Annotated in this window: 13 protein-coding genes; 3 read left to right on the forward strand and 10 right to left on the reverse strand. The window is 66.0% G+C overall.

Annotated elements, in window-relative coordinates:
* Nucleotides 1-2: 2 nt before the first annotated feature.
* From msrP to ACFFJK_RS06345, 4 genes are all read right to left on the reverse strand, one after another.
* Entirely contained in the window at nt 3-971 is a 969-nt protein-coding gene (msrP, locus tag ACFFJK_RS06330; RefSeq protein WP_379678328.1) for a protein-methionine-sulfoxide reductase catalytic subunit MsrP, read from the reverse strand.
* A gap of 108 nt (nt 972-1,079) precedes the next feature.
* Nucleotides 1,080-2,243, reverse strand: coding sequence for a c-type cytochrome biogenesis protein CcsB (gene ccsB / locus ACFFJK_RS06335; protein ID WP_379678329.1), 1,164 nt, complete (start codon nt 2,241-2,243; stop codon nt 1,080-1,082).
* Between the two features lie 34 nt (nt 2,244-2,277).
* On the reverse strand, nt 2,278-4,374 hold the full coding sequence (locus ACFFJK_RS06340) for a cytochrome c biogenesis protein ResB (RefSeq protein ID WP_379678330.1): 2,097 nt from the start codon (nt 4,372-4,374) through the stop codon (nt 2,278-2,280).
* A 255-nt stretch (nt 4,375-4,629) separates the two neighbouring features.
* Nucleotides 4,630-5,304, reverse strand: a complete 675-nt coding sequence (locus tag ACFFJK_RS06345) for a c-type cytochrome (RefSeq protein WP_379678331.1) — start codon at nt 5,302-5,304, stop codon at nt 4,630-4,632.
* A gap of 172 nt (nt 5,305-5,476) precedes the next feature.
* On the opposite strand from ACFFJK_RS06345, the gene yihA reads away from it, so the two are divergent.
* Both yihA and hemB read left to right on the forward strand, forming a co-directional pair.
* Nucleotides 5,477-6,211: a ribosome biogenesis GTP-binding protein YihA/YsxC gene (gene yihA / locus ACFFJK_RS06350; RefSeq protein ID WP_379678333.1), complete on the forward strand. Its 735-nt coding sequence runs from the start codon at nt 5,477-5,479 to the stop codon at nt 6,209-6,211.
* A 38-nt stretch (nt 6,212-6,249) separates the two neighbouring features.
* Complete coding sequence (gene hemB / locus ACFFJK_RS06355; RefSeq protein ID WP_379678335.1) at nt 6,250-7,263, forward strand: porphobilinogen synthase; 1,014 nt, start codon at nt 6,250-6,252, stop codon at nt 7,261-7,263.
* Nucleotides 7,264-7,320: 57 nt separating this feature from the next.
* Here the strand turns inward: hemB and ACFFJK_RS06360 are convergent, their stop codons facing one another.
* The 6 genes from ACFFJK_RS06360 to ACFFJK_RS06385 all read right to left on the reverse strand — a co-directional run bounded on the left by ACFFJK_RS06360 (nt 7,321) and on the right by ACFFJK_RS06385 (nt 16,968).
* Nucleotides 7,321-9,039: a tyrosinase family protein gene (locus ACFFJK_RS06360; protein WP_379678336.1), complete on the reverse strand. Its 1,719-nt coding sequence runs from the start codon at nt 9,037-9,039 to the stop codon at nt 7,321-7,323.
* Between the two features lie 293 nt (nt 9,040-9,332).
* The gene (locus ACFFJK_RS06365; protein WP_379678338.1) at nt 9,333-10,247 is read right to left on the reverse strand and encodes a hypothetical protein; all 915 of its coding nucleotides are present in this window, start codon (nt 10,245-10,247) and stop codon (nt 9,333-9,335) included.
* 212 nt (nt 10,248-10,459) lie between these two features.
* Nucleotides 10,460-13,552 carry an efflux RND transporter permease subunit gene (locus ACFFJK_RS06370; RefSeq protein WP_379678340.1) on the reverse strand — a complete coding sequence of 1,031 codons (3,093 nt, stop codon included), beginning with the start codon at nt 13,550-13,552 and terminating at the stop codon, nt 10,460-10,462.
* Entirely contained in the window at nt 13,549-14,760 is a 1,212-nt protein-coding gene (locus tag ACFFJK_RS06375; RefSeq protein ID WP_379678342.1) for an efflux RND transporter periplasmic adaptor subunit, read from the reverse strand. Before ACFFJK_RS06375 ends, ACFFJK_RS06370 begins: the two co-directional genes overlap by 4 nt.
* 121 nt (nt 14,761-14,881) lie before the next feature.
* Nucleotides 14,882-16,243, reverse strand: coding sequence for an ATP-binding protein (locus ACFFJK_RS06380; RefSeq protein WP_379678343.1), 1,362 nt, complete (start codon nt 16,241-16,243; stop codon nt 14,882-14,884).
* Nucleotides 16,240-16,968: a response regulator gene (locus ACFFJK_RS06385; RefSeq protein ID WP_379678344.1), complete on the reverse strand. Its 729-nt coding sequence runs from the start codon at nt 16,966-16,968 to the stop codon at nt 16,240-16,242. The genes ACFFJK_RS06380 and ACFFJK_RS06385 overlap by 4 nt, the downstream gene beginning before the upstream one ends.
* Nucleotides 16,969-17,171: 203 nt before the next feature.
* Here ACFFJK_RS06385 and ACFFJK_RS06390 point away from each other — a divergent pair, with 203 nt between their 5' ends.
* Nucleotides 17,172-17,741 carry a Spy/CpxP family protein refolding chaperone gene (locus ACFFJK_RS06390; RefSeq protein WP_379678345.1) on the forward strand — a complete coding sequence of 190 codons (570 nt, stop codon included), beginning with the start codon at nt 17,172-17,174 and terminating at the stop codon, nt 17,739-17,741.
* The last annotated feature ends 76 nt before the right edge of the window (nt 17,742-17,817 follow it).

A 17,817-nucleotide genomic window follows, 5' to 3' on the forward strand; every position in this document is an offset into this window, starting at 1 on the left:
CTTCAGAAGAACTTTTTGAGGTCCATGCCGCTGTACAGCGACGCCACCTGGTCGTAGCCGTTGAACATCAGGGTCTTGCGCTTGCGCTGGAAGAAGCCGTCCTCGCCGATGCGGCGCTCGCTCGCCTGTGACCAGCGCGGGTGGTCGACGTTCGGGTTCACGTTCGAATAAAAACCGTACTCTCTCGGCGCCGAATCGTTCCACGCGGTGCGCGGCTGGCGGCTGGTCAGGCGCACGCGCACGATCGACTTGGCCGATTTAAAACCGTATTTCCAGGGCACGACCAGGCGCACCGGCGCGCCGTTCTGGTTCGGTAGTACCTGGCCGTACATGCCGAGGCCCAGCAGCGTGAGCGGGTGCATGGCCTCGTCCATGCGCAGGCCTTCCACATACGGCCAGTCGAGCACCGGGCTGCGCAGGCCCGGCATCTGGCGGCGGTCGGCCAGGGTGGTGAATTCGACGTATTTCGCGGAACCTAGCGGCTCGACCTGTTTCAAGAGGTTCGAGAGCGAATAACCGACCCACGGAATCACCATCGACCAGCCCTCGACGCAGCGCAGGCGGTAGATGCGTTCTTCCAGCGGGGCCAGCTTCAGGATGCGGTCGATGTCGAGCGTGACGGGCTTTTTTACTTCGCCGTCGATGGTCACTGTCCAGGGCCGGGTGCGCAGCGTGTGCGCATTCTTGACCGGGTCGCCCTTATCCAGGCCGAACTCATAAAAATTGTTGTACGAGCTGGCGTCCTTGAACGAGGTCTGCTTTTCCTGGGTGGACAAGGCGGCATTCCTGGCCGCGGCCAGTTGCTGCCCCTGGGCGAAGGCTTCGCGGTTGGCCATCTCCCAGATGCCGGTGCCGACGGCCGCGGTGGCCGCCATGCGGGCGATGAAACGGCGGCGGTCTTCGTAGACCTCCTGCGGCGTGATCTCGGACGGCAGGATGATCCCGCCCTCGCCAGGTCTCTTGATCAACATGGCACAACCCCACGGACAATGTGAGGTTTCACATTACACCACTTTCCCTTAAGCCAGCGTTAGGGCGCCCACGCAGCCGGCGCCGCCCACCCCGGCCTGCCGGGACAATTACAGTTCGCCGTACGAGTGCAGCCCCGACAGGAACATGTTCACGCCCAGGAAGGCGAAGGTCGTCACCAGGAGGCCCACCACCGACCACCAGGCCGCGACGCGCCCGCGCAGGCCCGACATGAGACGCATGTGCAGCCAGGCCGCGTAGTTGAGCCAGACGATCAAGGCCCAGGTTTCCTTCGGGTCCCACGACCAGTAGCCGCCCCAGGCTTCGGCTGCCCACAGCGCGCCCAGGATGGTGGCGACGGTGAAGAACAGGAAGCCGACCGAGATCGACTTGTACATGACGTCGTCGAGCAACTCGAGGCTCGGGAGGCGGTCGGCCAGGATGCCGTGCGACTTGAGCAGGTAGGCGGTGCCGACCATGGCAGCCAGCGCGAAGGTGCCGTAGCCGATGAAGTTGGCCGGCACGTGGATCTTCATCCACCAGCTCTGCAGCGCCGGCACCAGCGGCTGGATCTGGGCGGCGTCGCGCGACACCGTGTACCACAGCAGGAAGGCGACCGCGGCCGCGATGATCAGCATCACGAAGGGGCCGAGCTGGCGCGTCGCATAGCGCTCTTCGTAGTAGAGGTGGAACATCGCGGTGATGATCGCGAACAGGATGAACACTTCGTACAGGTTCGACACCGGAATATGGCCGACGTCCGGGCCCATCAGGTAGGACTCGTACCAGCGCACCATCATGCCGACCGAGCCCAGCACCACCGCGGCCCAGCACATCTTGCTGCCGACCGAGCCGAAGGCCGAGCGGCTGAACAGGCCCACCCAGTAGAACACCGTCGAGAACACGAACAGCGCGCTCATCCACAGAATGGCGGACTGGCTCGACAGCATGTACTTGAGGAAGAATGTCTGGTTGGCCGCCTCCAGGCTGCCGCCGTACAGCGCGATCGCCCACAAGGACAGCGCCGCCACCAGCGGCACCAGCCAGCGCATCGGCTTCCAGTACCAGCCGAGCAGCGCGAAGGTCGGCGCGGTCAGCACCAGGATCACCTGCTCGTAGATGTCCATGTGGTGCGCGTAGCGGTTCAGCGCGAACAGGGCCGCCGCCAGGAGGCCGGCGCCGTACAGCCAGTCGAGGGCGTTCAGGCGCTGGAAGAAGCCGGGTTCCTGGACATACGCCTGCGGCTTGCTTGCTTGGGACTGCGACAATTCCATCGTTCTCTCCAGATGCCGCCGGTGATCTGGACGATCACGCGCGTTGCGGCAATTTCACTTTCAGGTCGTCGAATTCGCGCTCGAAGTCGAGCGTCTTGCGCTGGGTGCTCATGGCCATCAGGGCATGGGCGCCGCCCTCCCCGTCGCGCACCCACACCCACATGCGCCGTTCACGAATATAGAACATTGCGAACACGCCGGCTACCAGCAACAGGCAGCCGAAGTACACGATGTTCTTGCCCGGCGAGCGGGTCAGCTGCAGCACCGAGGCCTTGACCTCCTCGAATTCGTCGAGCTGCAGGTAGACCGGCGCGTCGTAGAAGACGCTGTCGGACAGGGCATTGGTGGCCAGTTGCAGGAAACGGCCATTGGCTTCGGTCGGCTCGACCGGCGGCGCGCCGGCACGGGCGTTGGCGGCCTGCCACAGCTCCCACAGGGCGCCGTTGAGCATCTTCATGAAGATGTTGGCGGCCTTTTCCTGCTCGGCCGGCGGAATCTTTTCCAGGAACTGCGACACGCCCACGAAGCCGCCGCGCTCGCCCTCGTTCGCTCCGGCAAAGATCGCCAGCGTGCGTGCCGCCGACTCTTCCAGCTGGCGCGCCAGCTCGCCCTGGCGCTGCTCGGGCGCCAGGGCCCGCTCGGCATAGCGCCTGGCCGCCTCGCCGCGCAGCGCCGGATCGGCCAGCGCCGCGCGCAGGCGCATCCAGGTGCGCACGCTGTACTGGTCGTCGGCCGGGATGCGCAGGAAGCTGAAGTTCTCCGACGGGCTCGAACGCACGCCGGCCAGGTAGACCTGCGCCCCCTCCAGCGTCAACGGCTGCATGTAGTTGAGGAACTCGCGCGCCTGGCCGGTCTTGTCGCGCAGTTTGTACTGCACGCTGGGGCCGACGTTCTTGAGTTCCTTGGTGTCGACCACCTTGGCCGCGGAGCCCGACGCCTTGCCGAGCGTGGCGCTCAGCTGTTCATTGAACGAGACGTTCTTCGCGACGGCGCGCGCATCCTGGCTGGCCGCCAGGTTCTCGACGTTGAATGGGCGGAAGCCCGACCATTCCACCGAATAGGTCTCGCCCCCGTGCACCAGCTCGGTTGCCGCGCCGACCGCGCCGCCGATCTGGAACGGTTGCGCCGTGGCGCCGGCCATCGGGAAACCGGTCAGTTTGAGCTTGCTGCCACCATCCTCGAAGCTCGACTGGTACACCGCCACGCCCTTGTAGATCAGCGGATGGTTGACCTTGATCGTGGCCGGGAAGGTCTTGCCGGTCTCGTGGTCGCGCACGATCACGTCGCTGGCGAACAGCTTCGGCATGCCGGTCGAGTAGAAATCGATGTGGAACTTTTCGAGCTTGATCGAGAACGGCAGTTCCTGCACCAGCACGCCCGAGGCCTGGGGCAGCAGCGCGGTATTCGTGGTCTGGCCCTCGGCGATCAGGGTGTTGCCGCGGAAGGTCGGGTTCGACACGCCGAGGCGGTGCCGGGCCGGAATGTCGGCGATCACGCCAGTGCCGCCAAATGGCGTCTTGCCGAAGAACCACTGTTGGAACTTGACCGGCAACTCCGAGTCGAGCATGCCGCCCAGCAGGATCACGATGATCGCGCTGTGCGCGAAGATGTAGCCGAACTTGTTGCCCGCCCCCTTCTTGGCCGCCACCAGGGTGCCGCCATCCTTCTCGACGATGCGCACCCCGTAGCCGGCATGGCGCAGGCGCGCGGCAGTCTGGTCCGCCAATGCTGCGCGGTCCAGCGGCGCCTGCCATTCGGCTTTGTGGTGGAAATTGCGCAGCGACTCTTCGCGCACGTGCTCGCGCCAGCTGCGCATGTCGCGCACCATCTTCGGCGCGTTGCGCACCACGCACAGGGCGGTGGAGACGATGAGGGCGACGAGGATCAGCAGGAACCACCAGCTCGTGTACACGTTGTACAGGCCGAGCTTGGCGAACACCTCGAACCAGAACGGGCCGAACTGGTTGACGTAGTTCGGCATCGGCTCGTTCTGCTTGAGCACGGTGCCGATGATCGAGGCGATGGAGACGATCGTGAGCAGGCTGATCGCGAAGCGCATCGACGATACCAGCTCGACCGCCTCGGCCAGGGCGCGGCGGCGGGTGTTCAGTTCAATTCCGGTGGTACTCATTCTCTACAGCTTCCGTCAAGCCAGCAAATCCACCAGAGCATACAGCAACTGTAGGGTGGCGGCTATGCCGCCCACGCGGTGGCAAGGGGGGAGGATCTGCCGCGGTCGTGCCGGCGGGCAGCGTGATCGTTCGTGCGTGCAGCCTGCCTCTGCAAACCACCCTGCTCCTCAACTGCTTGCCGAACGCGCGGCCGGCACGGCCGACCACCCTACCGATTCAGCAGCGGAAACGCCGCGGTTCCTGACTGGCGCTGCTTACTTCAGGCCCGCGATATAGTCGGATACCGCCTTCATTTCTTCCGGCGACATGCGTTCTGCCAGCGTGGTCATCTGCGGGCTGTTCTTGCGGGTGCCGTTCTTGAACGCGTCGAGCTGGGCGTAGGTGTAGTCCTGGTGCTGGCCGGCCAGGCGCGGGTACTGGGCCGGGATGCCGTTGGCGGCTGCGCCATGGCAGCTGGCGCAGGCGGCGACGCCCTTCTCGGCGATGCCGCCGCGGTAGATCTTGCGCCCCAGTTCCACGGTGTCCTTGTTCTTGGCCGCCCCCGGCTTGGCCTTCTGCACGGCCAGGTAGGCGGCGATGTGGCGCTTCTCGTCCTCGGTCAGCATTTTCGAGTACGGCGTCATGATCGGGTTCTGGCGGTTCGGCGTGGTGAAGTCCACCAGCTGCTTGTGGGTATAGGCTTCGATCTGGCCCGACAGTTTCGGGTTGGCGAAAATGGTCGAGTTGCCGGCGGCGCCGTGGCAGGACAGGCAGGCCGGCAAGCCGCGCGCGGCGTCGCCCGAATCGTAGAGGGTGCCGCCTTTGGCCGGGTCGGCCTTGTTGGCGACCGCCGGTGCGTTGGACTGGGCTGCGGCCGTGGACACACTACCGCATACAGTCAGGGTTGCAACCAACAAGGACTTCAAAAGCGGAAACGTCAGACGATTCATACAAGCACCCTGAAAAAGTCAAAAACAGATTTTGGATTTACAGTGACACCGTGCAGCAGCCTTATTGGTACTCCCCTGGGGCGGAGCAGCAATGAACCCCTTATTGTACAATAGCTTTGTTTCCGTATCGCCATTTCGTTGTCATTTCAACCTTTCCAAACGTTCAATCTGCATGTCCAAACTATGGCAGGCCCGGTTCTTCACGACCGTTAATCAGTTGCGCGACCTTCCCGGCACCACGGTGCCCGAAATCGCCTTCGCCGGGCGCTCGAACGCGGGCAAATCCACGGCGATCAATATTCTCACCAACCAGAAGGGGCTTGCCTTTGCGTCGAAGACGCCGGGCCGCACCCAGCACATCAATTATTTCTCGATCGGCGGCGCCCACGTGGGCCAGCACCGCAAGGATGCGGTCCGGGTCGACGAGATCGAAGCGCTGCTGGTCGACCTGCCGGGCTACGGCTATGCCGAAGTGTCGGGCACGGCCAAGCTGCACTGGCAGAAGCTGCTGGGCGACTACGTCCAGCGCCGCGAACAACTGGCCGCGCTGGTCCTCATCATGGACTCGCGCCGCCCGTTCACCGACCTCGACATCCAGATGCTCGAATGGTTCGCCCCAACTGGCAAGCCGATCCACTGCATCCTGACCAAGGCCGACAAGCTGAACCAGAACGAAAAGACCAATGCCCTGCGCCAGGCGCAGAAGCTGCTCGACAGCTATGTTGACGAGGAAGGCGAAGGCTTCCCGTTCACGGTGCAGCTGTTCTCGGCGCTCAAGCGCATCGGCGTCGAGGAAGCCGATGCCAAGATCATCGAGCTGCTCGGGCTGGATGCGGCCGGCGACGCGCCGCAGGAAGATGCCGGCGCCGCCGATGCCGCACCGGGCGACGACGACGCTCCGCAATAACCCCACAGGACGCTCACCGGGACCTCACTGGAACCTACATGACCATCATCACGCCTGCCACCTACCCTGCCGCCCGCATGCGCCGCATGCGCCGTGACCCGTTCTCGCGCGCCCTGATGCGCGAGAACGTCGTGACCGCATCCGACCTGATCTACCCGGTGTTCATCCTCGACGGCGAGAACCAGCGCCAGCAGGTGGCCTCGATGCCGGGCGTCGAGCGGGTGTCGGTGGACTTGCTGCTCAAGGTGGCGGAAGAATGCGTGGCCCTGGGCATCCCGGTGCTGGCGCTGTTCCCGGTGGTCGATGCCTCGCTCAAGACCTATGACGGCATCGAGGCAACCAATCCGGAAGGCCTGGTGCCGCGCGCCGTGCGCGAACTGAAGCGCAACTTCCCGGAACTGGGCATCATGACCGACGTCGCGCTCGACCCGTACACGACGCACGGCCAGGACGGCCTGCCGGACGAGAACGGCTACATCGTCAACGAAAAGACCATCGAGATGCTGATTCGCCAGTCGCTCGCCCAGGCCGAAGCCGGCGTGGACATGGTGGCGCCCTCGGACATGATGGACGGCCGGATCGGCGCCATCCGCGGCGCCCTGGAGGCGAACGGCCACATCCACACCCGCATCATGGCCTACTCGGCCAAGTACGCATCCGCCTTCTACGGCCCGTTTCGCGACGCGGTTGGCTCGGCCGCCAACCTGGGCAAGGCGGACAAGAACACCTACCAGATGGACCCGGCCAACAGCGACGAGGCCCTGCGCGAAGTGGCGCTCGACCTGGCCGAAGGCGCCGACATGGTGATGGTCAAGCCCGGCATGCCCTACCTCGACGTGGTGCGCCGCGTGAAGGACGAGTTCAAGGTACCGACCTTCGCCTACCAGGTCAGCGGCGAATACGCGATGATCAAGGCGGCGGCCATCAACGGCTGGCTCGACCACGACAAGGTCATGATGGAGTCGATGATGGCCTTCAAGCGTGCCGGCGCGGACGGGGTACTGACCTATTTTGCGCTGGAGATCGCGCGCATGCTCAAGGCGCGCGGCTGAATCGCCTGCTCTTCCAGTCAAACGGCGCCGATGGCGCCGTTTTCTTTCCACAAGCCCTCAATATGCCTGGACGTTCACCGCGACCAGCTCGACCGCCTCCCCATGGGCCGTATCGTGATGATGATGGTCATGGCCATGCTCATGGCAATCCGGCCCGCACATCGGCACGATGCGCAGCTGGATCGTGCCGTCCGCCGGCAGCGATTGCGCCGCGCTGGCCTGGCGCAGCTTCTCGCTCAGCGGCAAGGTGTAGGTCAGGGCGCCGTGGGCGCTGCGGTGGCCGAACATCATGATGGTCGCCAGGTAATGGGGGCTGGACGCGTCCACGTGCGACAGGTCGTCGGGCCCGCCCAGGATCACCATGTAAGCGTCGTGGGCCATCTCGGGGAAGTTCAGGGTGACGTTGGCCACCAGCACCTGGCCGCTCGTCTTGACCGCGTCGACCATGGTGCTGGGCAGACTGACTTTCGCGATGGCTGGCCGCCCTTTGTCCACACGCCGCCTGAGCACGCTGCCCTCGACGACCTGCCCGCGCACTGCTTTCCGGCGCGGGACGGGAACAGCCGACGGAACCGAGTCGTCGCCGGAACCTTGCTCGTAGCCGTAGTCGAACGAACTCATCCACGCGTAGTCATCGGTGCGCGTCTTGGTGACGGGCTTGCCGTCCTTGTCGACGAAGAACAGGAAGGTCTGGCGTGCCCAACGGTAGTAATCGGTCGCGCGTTCTGCCGCTGACTTCTGTGCGTCGGGCAAGTCGGTGCGCAGCTCGACGCCGGCCGGCAGGTAGGGCAGCCCCTGCCGCATCTGGCGGCGGGTCCAGACTTCCCACAGCCGGTCGATGTTGCCGTGGTGGAGGAAGAAGATCGGGTCGACGGGGGACAGCATGTCGGCCATGAAGCCGCGCGTCTCGACGAAGTTGCAGTCGCGCGAACCCACGCAGCGGTGGATCGAATTATGGGGCCGGGCTTCCAGGATGCCGAAGCCGGCCGGGGTGCTGTGGTTCGAGGTCTTCGGGCTGCCGAAAGTGGGGAAATCGGGCGCCGCCAGCGCGGCCTGGATCGTGGCCGGAGAGCAGGCGTCGGCCGTGGCCAGCGAGAAGCCGGGCTGCTCGCGCCGGATGCCCCGTGCGCCCGGCTGGTCGAAGAACATGCGGCCGCGCGGATCGGCGACCATGTCGAACATCAGGTCCGGCTCGAAGCGGATGCGGCGCGTCAGCAACTGGCTGAGCTGCGAACGGGAGTTGAAGCTGCCGCCTGACAGCGACCAGTAGCCGGCGCCCGCGATCACGCCGGTCAGGGCGCGCTGGAAATCACCGGCGGTCGCCGTATAGGCCGAGTGGTTGGGGTCGAGCACGTCGTCGAACATGCCATCCGGGACTTTCTGCTCCACGGTCCAGTCCCAGTACGGCAGGGCGAACTGCGGATCGCCGCTCAGCTCGCGGCAGATCTGCTCGAACCAGCCGAGGTAGGCGCGGTGCCAGGGCAGGAACCACCAGTTGCCATGTGGGCAGTCCAGCGTGTGGATGATGGCCTGGCGGTACCAGTTGCGCGGATCCTCGGGCGGCAGGGCCAGCATGGCGCGCACCGCCTTCGCATAGCTTTTGAGCATGCGCGCGCCGTGCGGACCCGACGCGTTGTAGCGGCGGTAGCGTGGCGCGCCGTTGTTGGCGCGGGCAAGGCCGCCGAGCGGCAGCATGGTGGTGCAGAGGGCGAGGCTGGCCGCTCTCAAGGCGGCGCGGCGCGACTGGTTGCACACCTCGTATGGCTTGTCGATCATGACGTGCTCTCCGGTAAAGTGTGAACCGTGCCCAGGGCGATTCCCCGGACACGGCAGCTAACCCATGTCATTTGGATAAGCGTGGAGTCAGCGTAAACGCTCCGGCCGAGTTGTCATATGGGCAAGCACAACAATGCTAGTCGCTAGGACATTGCGCTAGATCGAAGGGATTTCTCAGGTGCAGGTATGCGGAGGGCACCGGCTTGTTTTCATGGCCGGGAGGGTGTACGGCGCGGGATGGCAAATACGGGTGCGGCAGGCGCCGCACCGCGTGGTAGTCGATCCGAAGGACCTCAGCGCCACTGCGGTGGCGGCTTGTACTCCGGGAACATTTCCTTGAACAGGAAGGTCATCAGCTGGTCGGTATCCTGCGGCCGTGCGCTGAGCTTGACGATGCGGCCCAGGCGGTGCGAATCCCACTCGAAGTCGCCGGTCTTTTCGCGGCGGATCAGCTCGATCATCTTCTTGACGACGGCGATCTCGATGTCCGGTTCGCTGCCCTGCTCCACCGTCACCTGCGTCAGCCAGCGGCGCTTGAAATTCGGGTTCCAGCCGCGGAACTTCAGGTCCATGCTGTGGAAGGTCTTGTTCGATACCGAGAACACGCCGCCGGTCTCGTTGCGGTCTTCGCGGCCGCGGCCGTTGATGGCCGCAATATTTGCCAGCGCATTGCGCGTACCGCGCGCGGCTTCGCTTTCCTCGGCCGGCTGTTCGCTGCCTGTCGCCGCGCCGCGCTGGCGCCGGCGTGCTTCGATGAAGGCCTGCATGTCCATCGGCTGCTGCTCGTCGAACTTCTGCTGCGGCTGCGGCTGAGGCTGCTCGACCGGCTGCTCCGGCGGCGTGGTGATGGTGTCCGGCAGGCGCGCGATCTCGATGCGCTCCTGGCGCGGCTTCGGTACCGGCTTGGACTGTGGCGGAGTCGGCCTGGGCGCCTGTTCGCGCGGCGCGGCCTTGGGCGGTTGCTGCATCGGCGCGACATACACCACCTCACCCTCGTTGCCCGATGCCGGCTTGGCCTGCTTGCTTTCCTTGTCGGGCTGGAACAGCCAGATCACCACCAGCAGCAGGTGCAGCAGCACCGTACCGACCAGCGCCGGACGGTTCAGGCCCTGGCGGCCATAGACGGGCACGGAGCGCCCCTGCAGCGGCTGGCCGCAGTGCGCGCACACGTCAGTCTGCTCGTCGCAGATGTGGGAATAATCACGCAAGGTCGAACGGTTCCTGGGGCAGCGTCGGGTTGGGTGTCAATGCAGCAGAGAGCCGCAGTCTAACCGTTTTGCGGCAGCGCTGCACCTCATGCAGCCTTAAGATGGCGTACAGCTTACCCGCCAGGGACGTTGATGAGTGTTACAAGATGTATCAGGAGAGCGGCAACCGGCAGGCGGAAATGCTTCGCCTGCCGGTGCGTTCGATGATGCCGTCAGTGGGCGGCCTCGAGCTTGGCAAGCTGCTTGTCGGTCATCGGACCGGTGCCGCTGTACTTGTCGAGGTACAGGTAGATCACCGGCGTGATGTATAGCGTGATGACCTGCGAGAAGATCAGGCCACCCACCACCGCCAGGCCCAGCGGCTGGCGCAGCTCGGCGCCGGCGCCGATGCCCAGCGCGATCGGCAGTGCGCCCATCATCGCCGCCAGCGTCGTCATCAGGATCGGACGGAAGCGCAGGATGCAGGCCTCGCGGATCGCCTCTTGCGGGCTCAGTCCCAGGGTACGCTGGGCGTCGAGCGCGAAGTCGATCATCATGATCGCGTTCTTCTTGACGATACCGATCAGCATCAGGATACCGATCATCGCGATCAGGGTCAGGTCCATGTCGAAAACCCAGAGCGTCAACAGGGCTCCCACGGCCGCCGACGGCAGGCCGGCGAGGATGGTGATCGGGTGGATGTAGCTCTCGTACAGCACGCCAAGCAGCACGTAGATCACGCCGAGCGCGGCGATGATCAGGATGAGCTGGCTCGACTGGGTGTCCTTGAACACCTGTGCGTCGCCGCCGTAGTTGGTGATGATCGAGGCCGGCAGCTTCATCGCGCGGCCCATCTCCTCGATCGCCGCGGTGGCGTCGCCCAGCGCCACGCCCGGGGCCAGGTTGAACGAGAGCGTGATCGCCTGCAGCTGGCCCTGGTGGTTGACCGCCAGCGGACCGACGGTGCGCCTGACGCTGGCAAAGCTCGACAGCCTGACCAGCTCGCCGGACTTGGCGCGCACCGACACGCGGGACAGCGCTTCGTCGTAGTAGCGGTCGGACGGCGCCGCCTCCAGGATCACGTAGTAGCTGGCGGCGGTCGAGTAGATCGTCGAGACCTGGCGCTCGCCGAACGAGGCGTACAGCACGGTACGGATGTCGGCCATTTCCACGCCCAGCAGCGCGGCCTTGTCGCGGTCGATGTCGATGGTGGCTTGCAGCGCCTTGTTCTGGGAGTCGCTGGTGACGTCGCGGAAGCGCTGGTCGGCGCGCATGCGTTCCAGGAACTGCTCGGCCCAGCCGCCGATCTCGCCGCCCGACACGCTCTGCAGCGTGTACTGGTAGCGGCTCTTCGATTGGCGTCCGCCCAGCTGCAGGTTCTGCACCGGCGCCATGAACACCTGCACGCCGGCGATGCCACGCGTGGCCTTGCGCAGCTCGTCCACCACCTCCGGCATCGCCGGGCGTTCGCTGCGCGGCTTGAGCACCAGGAACATGCGGCCGGTATTGCCGCCGCCGGTGAACGAGGTCACGTCCTTCACGTGGGGATTGGCGCGCACCGCGTCCACCACCTTGGCCTGCAGGTTCTGCAGCGCCAGCGAGGAAGTGTCTTCCGAGGCCTCGACCGTGACGCGGATCTGGCCGATGTCTTCCTCAGGGAAGAAACCCTTCGGCATGGTCATGTACAGCACGGCGGTGAGCACGCAGGTGCCGACCGCCACCATCAGCACGAAGAAGCGGTGGCGCAGCGCCATGTCCAGGGTGCGCGTGTAGCCGTCGCGCACATTGGTGAACATCGCCTCGAAGCGGCGGCCGACCCAGGACATGTCCTTCGGATCGACGTGGCCGCCATGCTTGATCATGCGCGAGGACAGCATCGGCACCAGGGTCAGCGACACCAGGGCCGACACCAGCACCGCCAGGCCGACGATCACGGCGAACTCGCGGAACAGCAGGCCAATCACGCCCGGCATGAAGAAGATCGGAATGAACACCGCCACCAGCGAGATCGAGATCGAGACGATGGTGAAGGCCACCTCGCGCGAGCCGACCAGCGCGGCCTGCAGCGGCTTCTTGCCCATCTCCATGTGGCGCACGATGTTCTCCAGCACCACGATCGCATCGTCGACCACCAGGCCGACCGCCAGCGTGATGCCGAGCAGGGAAATGTTGTCGAGGCTGTATCCGAAGGCATACAGCAGCGACAGCGCGCCCAGCAGCGAGATCGGCACCGTCACGGCCGGGATGAAGGTGGCCGTCACGCGGTGCAGGAACAGGAAGATCACCAGGATCACCAGCACCACGGTGCCGGCGAGCGTGAGGTTGACGTCGTGGATCGCCTCGCGGATCGAGTCCGAGCGGTCGTTGACCAGGTGGATCGTGATCGATTGCGGCAGCTGCTGCTTAAAGCGCGGCATCAGTTCGCGCACGGCGTCGACCACCTGCACGGTGTTGGCGTTGGGCTGGCGCTGGACCATCAGCACGATCGAGCGTTCGCCGTTGAGGCTGCCGGCTGCCTTGACCGACTGGTAGCTGTCTTCGACCTCGGCAATGTCGCGCAGGCGCACCGGCAGGCCGTCGCGGGTGGCGACGATCAGGCCGGAGAAGTCGGCGGCGCGCATCAGCTGGCCGCCGCCCTGGATGGTCAGGCTCTGGGTCGGGCCATCCAGGATGCCGAGCGGGGTGATCGAATTGGCAGAGCGCAGCGCGGTGGCCAGCTCGGCCATCGAGATATTGCGTGCGTTCATCAGGTCGTGCCTGGCGCGCACGCGCACCGCGAAGCGCTTGCCGCCGTTGACCGACACCTGGGCCACGCCCGGCAGGGTCGAGATCGCCGGCGAGACCAGGTTTTCCGCGTAGTCGTTCAGCTCCGACAGGTCCATCGACGGCGAGGTCATGTGCATGAACAGGATCGGGGCGTCGGCCGGATTGATCTTGCGGTAGGACGGCAGGTCGGTCATTTCCTGCGGCAGCTGGCGCTGGGCCTGCAGCAGCGCGGCCTGCACGTCCACGGCGGCCTCGTTGACGTCGATCGATTCATCGAACTCGAGCGTCAGGGAGGTGTTGCCCTGGGTGTTGGTCGAGCTGATCATCTTGATGCCGGCGATCGTCGCGAACTGCTTCTCCAGCGGCAGCGCGACCGAGGAGGCCATGTTCTCCGGGCTGGCGCCCGGCAGGTTGGCATTGACGTTGATGACCGGCGTGTTATAGCTCGGCAGCGCCGCGACCGGGATGTGCATGTATGCGAGGACGCCGACCAGGACCAGGCACAGCGACATCAGCACCACCATCACCGGACGGCGGATACACAGTTCGGACAGGTTCATGCCTTTTCACCTTTCTTGGCGGCCGTCTCGGTCGCTGCAGCTTGCGGCGCGGCGCCCGCCGCCGGGGCGCCGGCGGCGGGCGCACCGGCCGTCCGTACCTTGCCGCCCGGACGCAGGTTCTGCTTGCCTTCGGTGATGACCTGCTCGTTGCCGGACAGGCCGGTCACGGCAGCATACTCGCCGAATCCGTGCAGGCGCGCCACCTTGACCTGGCGCGCCTCGTTGCCCTCGCCCACCACGTAGACGAAGGTACCCTGGGTGCTGGTGATGATCGCGTTCTGCGGGATCACGACCGCGTCGCGGATGGTCTGGACGGTAATGCGGGTGCTCACGTACTGGCCCGGCCACAGGGTCGATTCGGGATTGGCGAACTGCGCCTTCACGCGGATGGTGCCGGCGGCCGGGTCGACGGCATTGTCGACGAACTTCAGTTCGCCGGTGAGCGGGCGGGCTTCGTGGCCGGTGCTGGCCTGCACCGCGACCTTGCCGGCACGCTGGGCCGTCAGCAGCGCGCCGAGCGCGGATTCAGGCAGCGTGAACGAGACGTCGATCGGGTCGAGCTGGGTGATGGTGGTGAGCGAGGTGGTCGGCTGCACCAGCGCGCCCGGGTGAATGTCGATGGCGCCGACGCGGCCCGACATCGGGGCGCGGATGGTGGTGTAGCTGGCGCTGACCTGGCTGGCGCGCGCCGCCGCGGCGTTGCTCTGCACGAGTGCGCGGGCCGCCTCGACCTGGCTGCGCAGGGAGTCGACGGCGCTCTGCGACAGGAAACCTTGCGAGGCGAGTTCCTGGCTGCGCTTGTACTGGCGCTCCAGGTCGGCCAGGGTGGCGCGGTTCTGCGCCACCTGGGCTTCGGCACGGGCCACGTTGGCGCGGTCGGCGCGGTCGTCCAGCGAAAACATGACCTGGCCTTGCTTGACGAACTGGCCTTCGCGAATGTGGACCTGGCGGATGGTGGCGGTGGTCTGCGGGTGCAGGTCGACGGTGCGCACCGGGGTGACGGTGCCGTTGGCCGACAGCTCGACGCCGACGTCCTGGCGCTGCGGCGCCACCACGTTGACGGTGACCGGGGGCATGCCGCCCCTGCCGCCGGGGCCCTGGCCCGCCTGTCCCTCGGCGTGCGCGCCGTCTCCCTTGTTCAGGTACCAGCCGCCGGCGATGGCGATGGCCACGACACCAGCGATGAATCCAGCATTCTTCTTTTTCATGTTTGTCCCTTGCCGCCCGTTCCGGCGGCTATTTCTAATATTCGGTGCGCGCACCCTGCGACGTCAACACGCGGCGCCGCATTCTCGCACACCCAAGTTTCAGGATAATGAACCGTATTCGTTACTTGTTCGGGTAGTACTCCGGCAGCACCAGCGTCACTTCCAGGCCGCCCTCCGGGTGGTTCGCCAGCGCGATGCTGCCGCCATGCTGCTCGGCGATGTTGCGGGCGATCGTCAGGCCCAGCCCGGTGCCGCCCGATTCGCGCGAACGCGAGGACTCGACGCGGTAGAACGGATCGAACACCCGCCCCAGCTCGCCGGCCGGAATGCCGGGCCCCTTGTCGCGGATGCGCACGCGCGCCGCGCCGCCCATGCGCTCGACCGTCACGTGCGCTTCGCGGCCGTACTTCACCGCGTTGTCGATCAGGTTGCCGAGACAGCGGCGCAGGTCGAGCGGACGGCCCAGCAGGGCCATGCCCGCGTGGCCGCTCAGCTCGACCTGCTGGCCGGCATCGACCGCGTCGGCGCAGACCGCCTCCAGCAGCGAATCGAGGTCGAGCATCTGCATGTTCTCGGTGGTGTCCATGCTGCGCGCCAGTACCAGGCCTTCGCGCACCATCGCCTGCATGGCCGACAGGTCGCCGATCAGGCGTTCCTGCAGTTCCGCGTCCGCCACCTTTTCGAGGCGCAGGCGCATGCGGGTGAGCGGCGTCTGCAGGTCATGCGTGATCGCCGCGAGCATCTGGGTGCGCTGGAAGATGTACTGGCGGATCCGCGCCTGCATCGCATTGAAGGCCGCGCTGGCCTGGCGGATCTCGCTGGCGCCGTTGAGGTCGAGCGGCGCGCGGTTGATGTCGTGGCCCAGGTCCTGGGCGGCGCGCGCCAGCACCTTCAAAGGACGGGTCGTCATGCGCGCCACCACGTAGGCCAGCGCAGCGATGCTGACCAGGAACAGGGCGATGACGGTGCGGTAATCGGTTTCGGGGCCGGTGAAGGCCGAGCGCGGGGGCAGCACCGACAGGCGCAGTTCTTCGCCGTCGCGCAGGCGCACGTTCAGGGTTTCGCAGGCCCCGCGCCACTGGGTGCGGATCAGGCCGTAGAGGACGGTCTGCTGGTGCGACATGTCGCACGAAGCCGGACGGCCTGCCGCCGAGGTGATGCTGTAGCCTTCGCCCAGGCGCGCTGCGAGCGAGCTGGCGAACCAGGTCGGCTCCTCGGCCAGCGGCTGGGGTGCGCCGACTTCGAGGCGCAGGCCTGGACGGTTCGCCACCGACAGGTAGACCGAGCGCGCCGAGGCCGGCACGATCTCGGTGGCCATCACGAGCTGTTCGGCGCGTTCGAGCAGGTGCTGGTCGCGCTGCTGTTCGATGACATGCTGGCGCTCCAGGTCGGCCGCCAGCTGGGTCAGTGTTGCCGAGATCAGAATGCCCAGCAGCAGCGTGACGAACACGCGGCCGGTCATCGATCCGAAGAATGCCTTCACGCCGGGGGCTCCACGGTCACCTGCCCTGCCAGCACATAGCCGCCGTTGCGGACGGTCTTGATGATCTGCGGCATGCGCGCGTCTTCGCCCAGCTTCTGGCGCAGGCGGCTGATCTGGATGTCGATCGAGCGGTCGAACGGATCGGCGTCGCGACCCTGAGTCAGGTTGAGCAGTTGGTCGCGGTTGAGCACGCGGTTCGGATGTTCCAGGAACACGCGCAGCAGGCGGAACTCGGCGCCCGACAGCATGATGACCACGCCCTGCGGGTTGACCAGGTGGCGCGCGGTGAGGTCGAGCGTCCAGCCGGAGAAGCGCATCTGCTGCACATTCTCGGACGGCGTGTTGGACGGCATGGCGTGCGAGCGGCGCAGCACGCTGCGGATGCGGGCCAGCAGTTCGCGCGGTTCGAACGGCTTCGGCAGGTAGTCGTCGGCGCCCATCTCCAGGCCCAGGATGCGGTCGAGCGGCTCGTTGCGGGCGGTGAGCATGATCACCGGCAGGCTCGAGGTGGCGCGCAACTTGCGGCACAGGGTCAGGCCGTCGTCGCCCGGCATGTTCAGGTCGAGCACGATCAGGTCGGGGCGCGCGTCGTCGAGCGCTTTCCACATGCCGGTGCCGTCGGCGGCGGCAATGGTGCGGTAGCCGTTCGACTCGAGGTAGTCGGCCAGCAGGGTGCGGATGTCGCGGTCGTCGTCGACGATCAGGATCGTAGAGGGATTGTCCATACCCTCAATTATCCGGATTCGCGGCTTGCGTGGACAGCCGTTTTGTATCGGCTTGTATATGCCGGGAAGCGCGAAACATATTGATACAAAGAATCGGACAGGGGAAATCCCGCGGTTACAGTTTCTGGCGATGATGGGAACCGTGCAGCGAGCAGTCCGGATGCAAAGTGCACACCCACCCGACTCTCACTAAAGGAAGACACATGAACACCGTCCGCAAGAATATTGTGATTGCCCTGACCGCCTTCGGCATCGCCGGCGCTTCGCTCGGCGTGCAGGCGCAGACCACCGCTCCGCAGGAAGGCCGCCACGGCCACGCGATGAAACAGGAAGAGCGCCAGGCCAAGCGCGCCGAGTTCCGTAACCTGAGCCCGGAACAGCGCCAGGCCAAGATGGCCGAGTTGCGCGCCAAGCGCGCCGAGATGCGCGCCGCGCGCCAGTCCAAATTGCAGGACGCGCTGAAGCTGACCCCGGCCCAGCAGCCCGTGTGGCAGGCCTTCGTGGCGAGCCAGACGCCGCCGCAAAAGGGCGAACGCGCCGGCCAGCGCCTGAGCAAGGAGCAGCGCGCCGCCCTCACCGCGCCGCAGCGACTGGAGCGCCACATCGCCCTGCAGAAGGAGCGCACCGCGCGCATGGAAGCCCGCCTGTCGGCCCTGAACAGCCTGTATGCGGCGCTCACGCCGGAACAGCGCAAGGTGTTCGACGAGCAGCAACGCCGTGGCGGCGGCCGCCATCATCGTGGCCATGGCGGCCATGGCATGATGCACGGCTGATCGATAGCCAGTCGCAGGCCCGGCGTTCGTCGCGCGGGCCACTGCCTGGCTCACGCGGCCACCCTGCCGACACCGG

It is taken from the genome of Massilia consociata (assembly GCF_042432755.1).
Taxonomy (GTDB): Bacteria; Pseudomonadota; Gammaproteobacteria; order Burkholderiales; family Burkholderiaceae_D; genus Telluria; species Telluria consociata.

Coding starts and splice junctions, on each gene's coding strand:
- ccsB (WP_379678329.1), bottom strand. CDS start 2,243: ATGGAATTGTCGCAGTCCCAAGCAAGCAAGCCGCAGGCGTATGTCCAG.
- ACFFJK_RS06385 (WP_379678344.1), bottom strand. CDS start 16,968: ATGGACAATCCCTCTACGATCCTGATCGTCGACGACGACCGCGACATC.
- msrP (WP_379678328.1), bottom strand. CDS start 971: ATGTTGATCAAGAGACCTGGCGAGGGCGGGATCATCCTGCCGTCCGAG.
- hemB (WP_379678335.1), top strand. CDS start 6,250: ATGACCATCATCACGCCTGCCACCTACCCTGCCGCCCGCATGCGCCGC.
- ACFFJK_RS06370 (WP_379678340.1), bottom strand. CDS start 13,552: ATGAACCTGTCCGAACTGTGTATCCGCCGTCCGGTGATGGTGGTGCTG.
- ACFFJK_RS06390 (WP_379678345.1), top strand. CDS start 17,172: ATGAACACCGTCCGCAAGAATATTGTGATTGCCCTGACCGCCTTCGGC.
- ACFFJK_RS06345 (WP_379678331.1), bottom strand. CDS start 5,304: ATGAATCGTCTGACGTTTCCGCTTTTGAAGTCCTTGTTGGTTGCAACC.
- ACFFJK_RS06340 (WP_379678330.1), bottom strand. CDS start 4,374: ATGAGTACCACCGGAATTGAACTGAACACCCGCCGCCGCGCCCTGGCC.
- yihA (WP_379678333.1), top strand. CDS start 5,477: ATGTCCAAACTATGGCAGGCCCGGTTCTTCACGACCGTTAATCAGTTG.
- ACFFJK_RS06375 (WP_379678342.1), bottom strand. CDS start 14,760: ATGAAAAAGAAGAATGCTGGATTCATCGCTGGTGTCGTGGCCATCGCC.
- ACFFJK_RS06360 (WP_379678336.1), bottom strand. CDS start 9,039: ATGATCGACAAGCCATACGAGGTGTGCAACCAGTCGCGCCGCGCCGCC.